Annotated in this window: 8 protein-coding genes and 1 tRNA gene; 6 read left to right on the forward strand and 3 right to left on the reverse strand. The window is 53.0% G+C overall.

Annotated features, from left to right (window positions below; translation table 11 throughout):
- Nucleotides 1–40 precede the first annotated feature (40 nt).
- From chiP to nagE, 3 genes are all read right to left on the reverse strand, one after another.
- A complete protein-coding gene (chiP, locus tag V4835_RS17385; RefSeq protein ID WP_063143168.1) occupies nucleotides 41–1438 on the reverse strand; it encodes a chitoporin ChiP in 1398 nt (465 codons plus the stop codon).
- A gap of 446 nt (nucleotides 1439–1884) precedes the next feature.
- A complete protein-coding gene (glnS, locus tag V4835_RS17390) occupies nucleotides 1885–3552 on the reverse strand; it encodes a glutamine--tRNA ligase (protein ID WP_331413007.1) in 1668 nt (555 codons plus the stop codon).
- Between the two features lie 179 nt (nucleotides 3553–3731).
- Nucleotides 3732–5684: a PTS N-acetyl glucosamine transporter subunit IIABC gene (gene nagE / locus V4835_RS17395; RefSeq protein ID WP_331413008.1), complete on the reverse strand. Its 1953-nt coding sequence runs from the start codon at nucleotides 5682–5684 to the stop codon at nucleotides 3732–3734.
- A 327-nt stretch (nucleotides 5685–6011) separates the two neighbouring features.
- Here nagE and nagB point away from each other — a divergent pair, with 327 nt between their 5' ends.
- From nagB to V4835_RS17425, 6 genes are all read left to right on the forward strand, one after another.
- Complete coding sequence (gene nagB / locus V4835_RS17400; protein ID WP_023310765.1) at nucleotides 6012–6812, forward strand: glucosamine-6-phosphate deaminase; 801 nt, start codon at nucleotides 6012–6014, stop codon at nucleotides 6810–6812.
- Between the two features lie 55 nt (nucleotides 6813–6867).
- The gene (gene nagA / locus V4835_RS17405; RefSeq protein WP_063143171.1) at nucleotides 6868–8016 is read left to right on the forward strand and encodes an N-acetylglucosamine-6-phosphate deacetylase; all 1149 of its coding nucleotides are present in this window, start codon (nucleotides 6868–6870) and stop codon (nucleotides 8014–8016) included.
- 8 nt (nucleotides 8017–8024) lie between these two features.
- Complete coding sequence (gene nagC, locus V4835_RS17410) at nucleotides 8025–9245, forward strand: DNA-binding transcriptional regulator NagC (RefSeq protein WP_063143172.1); 1221 nt, start codon at nucleotides 8025–8027, stop codon at nucleotides 9243–9245.
- A gap of 46 nt (nucleotides 9246–9291) precedes the next feature.
- Nucleotides 9292–10044 (forward strand): ribonucleotide monophosphatase NagD, encoded by a 753-nt coding sequence (gene nagD, locus V4835_RS17415; RefSeq protein ID WP_063143173.1) that lies wholly within the window; start codon nucleotides 9292–9294, stop codon nucleotides 10042–10044.
- 249 nt (nucleotides 10045–10293) lie between these two features.
- Complete coding sequence (asnB, locus tag V4835_RS17420) at nucleotides 10294–11958, forward strand: asparagine synthase B (RefSeq protein ID WP_014069343.1); 1665 nt, start codon at nucleotides 10294–10296, stop codon at nucleotides 11956–11958.
- A gap of 226 nt (nucleotides 11959–12184) precedes the next feature.
- Nucleotides 12185–12261, forward strand: a tRNA-Met gene (locus tag V4835_RS17425).
- The last annotated feature ends 1 nt before the right edge of the window (nucleotide 12262 follow it).

Consider the following 12262-nt stretch of genomic DNA (forward strand, 5'->3'; position numbering starts at 1 on the left):
AGTCTCCATACCGGCGGGACTCAGCCCGCCGGTGCGTTCATCAGAAAATGGTGAATGGGGCGATAACCATGAATTTCACGTCACGCTCATCCTGGAAGATGTTGCCGTAACCGCCCGCATAGCTCGGGATATCGGAGTGGTTGTCATACTGGGTGAAGTGCAGTTTGAACATCGTGCCTTTCGCGCGGCCATCCTGCAGGGTGTAGATAGCATCGAGGCTGTAGGAAGACTCTTTCAGGCGATAGTTGGGATCGTAGTATGCGTCCGGTGTTGCCATATCGGCAGGTTTTGCGTCCCAGGCGTAAGCGTAAGAAGCGCCCACCGCCCAGCCAGGCAAGTTCCAGTTTTTCAGGTCATACATTGCGCCGAAGAAGACCGCTTTCTCGCCGTCGGCGTTGAAGTCGGAACGGTTATCCCACCAGATATCAAGACGACCGTTGGAGGAGGCGTAGGTCGGGGTCATACGCTGCAGGAAGTAGCCCTGCTGCCCTTCCGCCTTCACCCATGTGCCTTCCAGACGTAAATCAACCTGACCGACCTTGTAGCCGAAGGTTAACGCCTGCAGCCACGCGGTGCCGTCATAAATGTCATTGACGCCACCGTTACTGACTTTATCGCGCGTACCGTAGAACTGGTAGCTGGTGCTCAGCGGGCTGCCTGCGACATCGAATTTATAGCTGGCCTTGGCAAAATACTGATCGATATAGCCTTGTGCCTGACCAAATGCCGCTTCAAGCACCAGATCGTTTTTGAAATCGTACTTCGCGCCCAGCGAGTGCAGGTAATCGACTTTGGTTTTTTTATCGTTCTGGTAGAACTTGTCCATCTCGATGTGCCACGGCGCTTTGTACTCGTTGGTCCACATATAGGAGAAGCTCAACGCACCCGCATCGCCGTAGTCAAAGTTAGCCCCGGCTTCCGCACCCTGATAGGTACCCGGCATAAAGCTCCAGTGCGGCGCTAACAGGGTCTGGCCAGTTGGCTGAATATAACCACCGCGCGCCCATACCGGGCCGTATTTAAATTTCGCAGCGGCTTTGTAAAGGCTGATACCGCTCTTATCGCCAGACCAGTCTTCTTTATACGCTTTGTTACTGGAGGAGAAGGCGATTTCGTTCGGGTGGCCGCTGTCGCCGTTTTCCGCCATTTCAATCGCGGTAAACGCAGCAATATCCAGACCGAACATATCCGCGGCATAGCCTGACTGGAAGTCCAGGTTGGCGTTCCAGGTGGAGTGCGAAAGGTTGGTTTTATATTTGTCTTCAGTGACGTCTTTACGGTCACGTTCACGCTGCCAGTAATAAATACCGCCCGTGAGGGTAGAATCGTCGATGAAGCCCGCGGCTTTCGCCTCTGGTGTTACCATCAGGCCCGACATTGCTGTCACACCGGCAATAGCCAGCGCCAGCGCACTACGTTTGCCACTGAACGTACGCATAGATTATTCCTCTTTGACGAATTAAAACGCCTGAAACGGCGTAAATAAAAAAGACCAAATGGTCAGGGGTAGTTTTAAATACCCTCGAATTAACTACCGTCTTTAGGTTATTTTTCGCGACGCGAATTATCAATGCTTTTTAGCGGACAAAAGTCAGGATTATGACGAAGTGCACATAATTGGTAGTGATTTGTAACATTTGCAGAGAGACGAGTAATGGCGGGGAATTATCAGGTATTTCAGTGGCTAGACGTGGATTCTCTTTCCTTTTTTATAACCTTTTTGATTTTCGTAATAGCACAAACTTTTTTTTAAAAAATAAGTAGCACCTCATTGACCTGATATTTTCATGGCGCCTCTTCAGGCCCTGACTTAATACCCTGATCGTTAAATAAAAAAACGCCGCATAGTGCGGCGTTTGTCTCTCATTGACCAGAGCAGCAATATTATTCGCCGATCTTCGTCCAGGTATCACGCAGACCAACGGTACGGTTAAATACCGGTTTTTCCGCGGTGCTGTAACGGCTGTCCAGGCAGAAGTAACCTTCACGTTCAAACTGGAACGCTTTGCCCGCTTCAGCGGCTTTAAGAGAAGGCTCCGCATAACCCTGCTTGATCACCAGAGATTCTGGGTTGATGGTCGCCAGGAAGTCTTCCGCAGCACCTGGGTTAGGCACGCTGAACAGACGGTCGTACAGACGAATTTCTACCGGCAGCGCGTGGGAAGCGCTCACCCAGTGAATAACGCCTTTCACCTTGCGGCCATCCGCAGGATCTTTGCTCAGGGTGTCAGCATCATAAGAACAGAAGATGGTGGTGATATTCCCTTCTGCATCCTTCTCTACGCGCTCGGCTTTGATGACGTAGGCATTACGCAGACGCACTTCTTTACCCAGCACCAGACGCTTGTACTGCTTGTTGGCTTCTTCGCGGAAGTCAGCGCGGTCAATCCAGATGTCAGCGCTGAACGGCACGTCACGGCTTCCCATTTCCGGTTTGTTCGGATGGTTAGGCATGGAGACCAGCTCGCTTTCACCCTGCGGATAGTTTTCGATGACCAGCTTAACCGGATCGATAACGGCCATCGCGCGCGGGGCGTTTTCGTTGAGATCTTCGCGAATGCAGGATTCCAGAGAAGCAATCTCAATGGTGTTGTCCTGCTTGGTCACGCCGATGCGTTTGCAGAACTCACGAATAGAGGCGGCAGTATAACCACGACGACGCAGACCGGAGATGGTCGGCATACGCGGGTCGTCCCAGCCCTCAACGTGCTTGTCAGTGACCAGCAGGTTCAGCTTACGCTTGGACATCACGGTGTATTCCAGATTCAGACGAGAGAACTCGTACTGGCGCGGATGCACAGGAATGGTGATGTTATCCAGCACCCAGTCGTACAGACGACGGTTGTCCTGGAACTCCAGCGTACACAGGGAGTGCGTAATGCCTTCCAGCGCATCGCTGATGCAGTGGGTGAAGTCGTACATCGGGTAGATGCACCACTTGTTACCGGTCTGGTGGTGTTCTGCAAACTTGATGCGGTACAGCACCGGATCGCGCATCACGATGAACGGAGATGCCATGTCGATTTTGGCACGCAGGCACGCTTTGCCTTCTTCGAAGCCACCGGCACGCATTTTTTCAAACAGCGCCAGGTTCTCTTCCACGCTGCGATCGCGGAACGGGCTGTTTTTGCCCGGCGCGGTCAGCGTACCGCGATATTCACGGATTTCATCTGCAGACAGTTCATCAACATACGCCAGACCTTTGTTGATCAGTTCAACCGCGTAGGCGTACAGCTGATCAAAATAGTCAGAGGAGTAGCAAATATCGCCAGACCAGTTGAAGCCGAGCCATTGCACATCATTCTTGATGGACTCAACGTATTCGATGTCTTCTTTTACTGGGTTGGTGTCATCGAAACGCAGGTTGCACTGTCCCTGGTAGTCTTGCGCAATGCCAAAGTTCAGGCAAATGGACTTCGCATGCCCGATATGCAGGTAGCCGTTCGGCTCCGGCGGGAAGCGGGTATGAATTGTGGTGTGCTTACCACTGGCCAGATCTTCATCGATGATCTGACGAATAAAGTTACTCGGGCGGGCTTCTGCCTCACTCATCGTGGATTCCTCAAAGCGTAAACAACGTATAACGGCGTATGATCTTATAAGCCGGACGTAGTGACAACCCTTAGTTACGGAAAATACGTCTCTGATGAAAATAATGGGGGCATTTGCTGCAAAAAAAAGCGGCGGAGGATATCCCCCGCCGCTTAAGGCATGACTCTACTCAGGAGCGATTACTTGCCTTTAATCTCATACAGCGGCGTTTGACCCGCAACAACCTGACCTTTCGCCTGAATAACCAGGCCACTGAAGTCATCGATGTTGCTGCAAACGACAGGGCTTATCATGGAGCGCGCGTTGGCGTTCAGGAAGTCCAGATCCATTTCCAGAATCGGCTGCCCGGCCACCACTTCAGCGCCCTCTTCCACCAGACGAGTAAAGCCCTGGCCGTTCAGCGCAACGGTATCGATACCCATATGAACAACGATCTCAGCGCCATTTTCGGTTTCGAGGCAGAACGCGTGGTTGGTGTTGAAGATTTTCACGATGGTACCGGCCGCCGGAGACACAACGGTTTTTTCCGTTGGTTTCACCGCCACACCGTCACCGACCGCTTTGCTGGCGAAGGCTTCGTCAGGCACCTGCTCAAGGTCAACCACGTCACCCGTTACCGGAGAGACCAGAGTTGCCACCGTCACGGCGTTAGGCACGGCCTGCGGCTTCGCTACCGGGGCAACCGTGGTCGCAGGCGCGCTGTCGGCTGATGCCGCCGCTACCGGGCCACGGGCAACCACTTTCTTCATTTCGTCACCGATGGATTCCGCTTTGGCGCCCACGATAACCTGGATAGTTTGCTTGTTCAGTTTAACGACGCCCGATGCGCCAAGGCGTTTACACATTGCGTCGCTTACGCGCGCAGAGTCACCCACCGTCAGACGCAGACGGGTGATACAGGCATCAATGGCTTTCAGGTTGTCAGTCCCTCCGACGGCAGCGATATAGCTTGTCGCCAACTGGGTCAGACCCTCCTCGGTATTGCTGTTGGCTTCGTTGGTTACCACTTCGTCGTTGGTATCTTCGCGGCCCGGCGTTTTGAGGTTAAACATACGAATAACCGCAGTGAACAGCACGAAGTAGATGACGAAGAACACCAGACCCATTACCACCAGCATCCAGACGTTCTTGCTTGCCGCCGGCAGGTTGTACATCAACACGTAGTCGATCGCGCCTGCAGAGAAGGAGAAGCCAGCATGGATACCCAGCAGGGTTGCCACAAACAGGCTGATACCGGTAAGCACCGCATGCATCAGGTACAGCACCGGAGCCAGGAACATGAACAGGAATTCCAGCGGCTCGGTAACACCGGTCAGGAACGCGGTAATCGCAACGGACAGCAGCATACCGCCAACCATTGGGCGACGCGCTTTTGGCGCAGCCAGGTACATTGCCAGCGCAGCGCCCGGCAGACCAAACATCATGATTGGGAAGAAGCCAGACATGAACATGCCTGCGGTGCCGTCACCTGCATAGAAGCGGTTAATATCGCCCTGGAATATGGTGCCCGCAGCATTGGTGAACTCGCCAATCTGGAACCATGCGATAGTGTTCAACACCTGGTGCAGACCGGTTGGGATCAGCAGACGGTTGATAAAACCAAAGATACCCGAGCCAACTGCACCCGCTGATACGATCCACTCGCCGCCCGCATGGATCGCATGCTGCACCGGTGGCCAAACGTAGCCAAAGATGGCGGCCAGAACCAGACAGAAGAAGCCCGTCGCGATCGGCACGAAGCGTTTGCCGCCAAAGAAACTCAGGAAGTCTGGCAGCTTAATGTTCGCCCAGCGGTTGTACGTCGCACCACCGACCAGACCGGTAATAATACCTGCCAGTACACCCATGTTGATTTCTGGGTTAATCGTTACCATCGCTTTCGTCAGGATGAAATAACCGACTGCCCCTGCCAGCGCTGCAGCGCCCGCGCTGTCTTTTGACCAGCTTGACGCAACACCGATGGCGAAAATCAGCGCCAGGTTGTCAAAAATGGCACCGCCAGCCTGGGCAATAAACGGTACATTAAGAAGATCGGGTTGCCCGAATCGCAGCAGCAGCGCTGCAACCGGTAGCACGGCGATAGGGAGCTGCAAAGCCCTACCGAGGCGCTGGAAAAAACCTAAAATATTCATCCTATTCCCCCTACGAGACCTTTTTCAGGCTCGCGCATAAACTATGTTTTTATTGTGTCACGAACGATAGATACCGTTGATAATTCACTGGCAGTCTGAGTGTGTGAAAAATTAATTCGTATCGCAAATTAAATGGGTATTTTTTGTGATTTTTGTCACCAAATATCGTTTCTCACCCTCCCTTACACTGGCTAACAGCGAAAACTTATTTTATCATTCAAAAAATCAAGACGGATTGATCCGGCCTGAAAGTTTCCAGGTTACGCTTAAGTATCAGGTTCCGATAGCCATCCGCCCACTCTTCTACTTTAACTCTTGAGGTGAACAATGAGACTGATTCCCCTGGCAACTGCTGAACAAGTCGGTAAATGGGCCGCTCGCCATATCGTTAATCGTATTAACGCTTTTAAGCCAACTGCCGATCGTCCTTTCGTTCTTGGACTTCCGACAGGCGGCACGCCGCTGACCGCTTATAAGGCGCTGGTTGAGATGCATAAAGCAGGCCAGGTTAGCTTCAAACATGTTGTGACCTTCAATATGGATGAATACGTTGGCTTACCGAAAGACCACCCGGAAAGCTACCATAGCTTTATGCATCGCAATTTCTTTGATCACGTTGATATTCCATCTGAAAATATTAACCTGCTGAATGGAAACGCGCCTGATATTGACGCAGAATGCCGTCAGTATGAAGAAAAAATCCGTTCTTACGGTAAGATCCATCTGTTCATGGGTGGTGTAGGTAATGATGGTCACATCGCGTTTAACGAACCGGCGTCATCTCTGGCTTCCCGCACCCGTATTAAAACGCTGACCCATGACACGCGCGTGGCAAACTCCCGCTTCTTTGACGGCGATGTTAACCAGGTTCCAAAATACGCCCTGACCGTTGGCGTAGGCACCCTGCTGGATGCCGAAGAAGTGATGATTCTGGTACTGGGCGGCGTGAAAGCGCAAGCGCTCCAGGCTGCCGTTGAAGGCAACGTTAACCATATGTGGACCATCAGCTGCCTGCAGCTGCATCCTAAATCCGTCATCGTGTGTGACGAACCGTCCACGATGGAGCTGAAAGTAAAAACGCTGAAATACTTCAACGAGTTAGAAGCTGAGAACATCAAAGGTCTGTAATTGAATAACCGCCTCTTCATCAAGAGGCGGCCGCTTTTTTTAACCGGGGGTCGTTATGTACGCTTTAACCCACGGTCGGATTTTTACCGGCCATGAAATTCTGGATGACCATGCGATTGTTATCGCTGATGGCCTGATTGAACGTGTTTGCCCGCTGGCAGAGCTGCCGCCGGAGATTGAACAGCGCTCACTCAATGGAGCAGTAATCTCCCCCGGTTTCATCGACGTACAGCTCAACGGCTGCGGCGGTGTGCAATTCAATGATACCGCCGATGCGGTGACGGTCGAAACGCTGGAGATCATGCAGAAAGCCAACGAGAAATCGGGCTGCACCAGCTATCTGCCAACGCTCATCACCAGCAGTGATGACCTCATGAAGCAGGGTATCCGCGTGATGCGCGAATACCTGGCCAAACACCCTAATCAGGCGCTGGGTCTGCACCTTGAAGGGCCATGGCTGAATATGGTCAAGAAAGGCACGCATAACCCGGACTACGTGCGTAAGCCTGATGCGGAGCTGGTTGACTACATGTGTGCGAACGCCGATGTGATCACCAAAGTGACGCTGGCGCCTGAAATGACGGGTACGGATGTCATCAGCAAACTGGCTGGTGCCGGGATTATCGTTTCAGCAGGCCACTCAAACGCGACGCTGAAAGAAGCGAAAGCCGGTTTCCGCGCGGGCATTACCTTCGCAACGCACCTTTACAACGCCATGCCATATATCACGGGGCGTGAACCGGGTCTGGTCGGGGCGATTCTGGATGAGCCAGACGTCTACTGCGGCATTATTGCTGACGGCTTACACGTCGATTATACCAACATTCGCAACGCTAAGCGGCTGAAAGGTGACAAGCTTTGTCTGGTGACGGATGCCACCGCACCGGCAGGTGCAAATATTGAGCAGTTCATTTTTGCCGGTAAAACAATATACTACCGCAATGGACTGTGTGTGGATGAAAACGGTACGCTGAGCGGTTCCTCTTTGACCATGATTGAAGGGGTGCGTAACCTGGTTGAACATTGCGGGATTGCGCTTGATGAAGTCCTGCGTATGGCAACCCTTTATCCGGCTCGCGCAATGGGCGTGGATAAACAGCTCGGCGGAATTGCACCAGGTATGGTTGCAAACCTGACGGCATTCACACACGATTATAAAATTATTAAGACCATCGTTAACGGTAACGAGGTCGTCACTGAGTAAGTAAAAGTATGACACCTGGCGGACAAGCTCAAATCGGTAATGTCGATCTCGTTAAACAACTTAACAGTGCGGCGGTGTACCGCCTGATTGACCAGCACGGACCAATCTCGCGAATTCAGATAGCCGAACAAAGCCAGCTTGCTCCCGCCAGCGTGACAAAAATTACCCGCCAGCTCATTGAGCGCGGTCTGATCAAAGAAGTCGATCAGCAGGCCTCCACCGGGGGCCGTCGCGCGATCTCCATTATTACCGAAACCCGCAATTTTCAGGCAATTGGCGTCCGTCTGGGCCGCCATGACACCACGCTCACGCTGTACGATCTGAGCAGTAAAGCCATTGCGGAAGAGCACTACCCTCTTCCGGAGCGCACCCAGGAGACGCTGGAGCATGCGCTGCTGAATACCATCGCGCAGTTTATTGAAAGCTGTCATCGCAAGATCCGCGAACTCATCGCCATCTCCGTGATTCTGCCCGGTCTGGTCGACCCGGAAAGCGGCGTGATCCGCTATATGCCGCACATTCAGGTTGAGAACTGGGGGCTGGTCGATGCGCTGGAAAAGCGTTTTAAAGTGACCTGCTTTGTGGGCCACGACATTCGCTCGCTGGCGCTGGCAGAGCACTACTTTGGTGCAAGCCAGGACTGTGAAGACTCTATTCTGGTGCGCGTACACCGCGGAACGGGCGCGGGTATTATCTCTAATGGGCGTATTTTTATTGGTCGCAACGGTAACGTCGGTGAGATTGGCCACATTCAGGTTGAGCCCCTCGGGGAGCGTTGCCACTGCGGCAACTTCGGTTGTCTTGAAACCATTGCCGCCAACACGGCCATCGAGCAGCGCGTTCGCCATCTCCTTGAACAGGGTTACCAAAGCCGCGTCACGCTGGACGATTGCAAGATAGGCACCATCTGCAAAGCCGCCAATAAAGGCGACGCGCTGGCCTGTGAAGTGATCGAGCAGGTAGGACGCCACCTGGGGAAAACCATCGCCATCGCCATTAACCTGTTTAACCCACAAAAAGTGGTGATCGCCGGTGAAATTGTGGAAGCGGAAAAGGTGCTGCTCCCCGCCATTGAAGGCTGTATTAACACCCAGGCGCTGAAAGCATTCCGACAGAATCTCCCGGTGGTTCGTTCAAAGCTTGACCATCGTTCGGCGATTGGCGCGTTCGCGCTGGTCAAACGCGCGATGCTCAACGGAATTCTGCTGCAGCATTTGCTGGAAAGTTGATCGGACCTTATAGTAACGCCTTCTTTTTTTTGATGTCGGACTGTCCATGACCATTAAGAATGTAATTTGTGATATCGACGGCGTGCTGATGCACGACAACGTTGCCGTGCCGGGTGCTGCGGAGTTTCTGCACCGCATCATCGACAAAGGAATGCCTCTGGTTCTTCTCACGAACTACCCTTCTCAGACCGGTCAGGATCTGGCAAACCGCTTTGCCACGGCGGGTGTCGACGTCCCGGACAGCGTGTTTTATACCTCGGCGATGGCCACGGCGGATTTTCTGAAGCGTCAGGAAGGGAAAAAAGCCTACGTGGTGGGTGAAGGTGCGCTGATCCATGAGCTGTACAAAGCAGGCTTTACCATCACCGATGTCAACCCTGACTTTGTGATTGTTGGCGAAACGCGATCCTTTAACTGGGAGATGATGCATAAAGCAGCATACTTTGTCGCCAGCGGCGCGCGGTTTATCGCCACCAACCCGGATACGCACGGCCGTGGTTTTTACCCGGCCTGCGGCGCGCTCTGCGCCGGTATCGAGAAAATCTCCGGTCGTAAGCCGTTTGTGGTAGGGAAACCTAGCCCGTGGATCATTCGTGCCGCGCTGAACAAAATGCAGGCACACTCTGAAGAAACCGTTATTGTCGGCGACAACTTGCGCACCGATATTCTGGCCGGTTTCCAGGCGGGTCTGGAGACGATTCTGGTCCTCTCCGGCGTCTCTCAACTTGATGACATTGATTCGATGCCGTTCCGGCCAAGCTGGATTTACCCCTCCGTCGATGAAATTGACATTATCTGATACCGAACCACGCCTCAGGGCGTGGTTTTTCATTTATGGCCTATACAAATAAAATCCCATCTAACAAAAATCACGTTTTATTGCATAATCATCAATAAAAGAGTTCATGGCGTACTCTTTTTTCACTATTCCGCAATCACCATTGCACTATTTCCGTTTTCACCCGTAAAACGCTTGCGCGCCCTGCCCCTTTGCGGCATTTTCATAAGCAAGCAACATTACAAAGCAACAGGGTTAACGGAGAAGGTTATGTGTTCAATTTTTGGCGTACTAGATATTAAAACTGACGCGGGCGAACTGCGTAAAAAGGCACTCGAACTGTCCCGCCTGATGCGCCATCGCGGACCGGACTGGTCAGGCGTTTACGCCAGTGACAAAGCGATTCTGGCTCACGAACGTCTGTCTATTGTTGACGTCAATGCCGGTGCACAGCCGCTATATAACGAGAAAAAAACGCACGCGCTGGCTGTCAACGGTGAAATCTACAACCACCAGGCGCTGCGCGCCGAATACGGCGACCGCTACGCGTTCCAGACCGGTTCTGACTGTGAAGTGATCCTGGCGCTGTATCAGGAGAAAGGACCCGAGTTCCTGGACGACCTGCAGGGCATGTTTGCCTTCGCCCTGTACGACAGCGAAAAGGACGCTTACCTGATTGGCCGTGACCATATCGGCATTATCCCGCTGTACATGGGTCACGATGAGCACGGCAACTTCTACGTTGCCTCTGAAATGAAAGCCCTGGTCCCGGTCTGCCGCACCATTAAAGAGTTCCCGGCGGGCAGCTACCTGTGGAGCAAAGACGGCGAGATCCGTCAGTATTATCAGCGTGACTGGTTCGATTTCGACGCGGTAAAAGACAACGTCACGGACAAAGCCGAGCTGCGTCAGGCGCTGGAAGATTCCGTGAAAAGCCACCTGATGTCCGACGTGCCGTACGGCGTGCTGCTCTCCGGCGGTCTGGACTCCTCCGTGATCTCCGCGATCACCAAGAAATTCGCGGCCCGTCGCGTGGAAGATCAGGAGCGCTCAGAAGCCTGGTGGCCACAGCTGCACTCTTTTGCCGTTGGTCTGGAAGGCGCTCCTGACCTGAAAGCCGCGCAGGAAGTGGCGAACCACCTCGGCACCGTGCACCACGAAATTCATTTCACCGTGCAGGAAGGTCTGGATGCGATCCGCGACGTGATCTATCACATTGAAACCTATGACGTGACCACCATCCGCGCCTCGACCCCGATGTACCTGATGTCGCGTAAGATCAAAGCGATGGGCATCAAGATGGTGCTCTCCGGTGAAGGTTCTGACGAAGTGTTTGGCGGCTACCTGTACTTCCATAAAGCGCCGAACGCCAAAGAGCTGCACGAAGAGACCGTGCGTAAGCTGCAGGCGCTGCATATGTTTGACTGTGCGCGTGCCAACAAAGCGATGTCCGCATGGGGCGTGGAAGCGCGCGTGCCGTTCCTGGATAAGAAATTCCTCGACGTCGCGATGCGCATCAACCCGCAGGACAAAATGTGCGGCAACGGTAAAATGGAAAAACATATCCTGCGCGAATGTTTTGAATCCTACCTGCCGGCGAGCGTGGCGTGGCGTCAGAAAGAGCAGTTCTCTGATGGAGTAGGTTATAGCTGGATCGACACCCTGAAAGAGGTCGCGGCGAAACAGGTTTCTGACCAACAGCTGGAAACCGCAAGCTTCCGCTTCCCGTACAACACGCCGGGCTCGAAAGAGGCGTATCTGTACCGTGAAATTTTTGAAGAGCTGTTCCCGGTACCGAGTGCTGCCGAGTGCGTACCGGGTGGTCCGTCCGTCGCCTGCTCTTCTGCCAAAGCGATTGAATGGGATGAATCTTTCAAATCCATGAACGATCCTTCAGGACGCGCGGTAGGCGTTCACCAGTCAGCCTACAAATAATCACTCAGATCGCAATCAGGCCCCTCAGGGGCCTGATTTTTTTGCCTCGTATTTCACCGTCTAAATCTGATTAATAACCAATAATTGCCGAATATTCGGTCACGCTGTTCGCAACCTAACCAAACAGTCACTTTCCGGCTATTTTCGTTGAAAAAGGTGTTGACGCTGCAAGGGTCTATACGCATAATGCGCCCCGCAACGCCGATAAGGTAACGCGAAAAAAGATGGCTACGTAGCTCAGTTGGTTAGAGCACATCACTCATAATGATGGGGTCACAGGTTCGAATCCCGTCGTAGCCACCAT

Origin of the sequence: Enterobacter cloacae complex sp. CARB60, from assembly GCF_036487345.1 — a bacterium.
GTDB classification, from domain to species: domain Bacteria; phylum Pseudomonadota; class Gammaproteobacteria; order Enterobacterales; family Enterobacteriaceae; genus Enterobacter; species Enterobacter asburiae_D.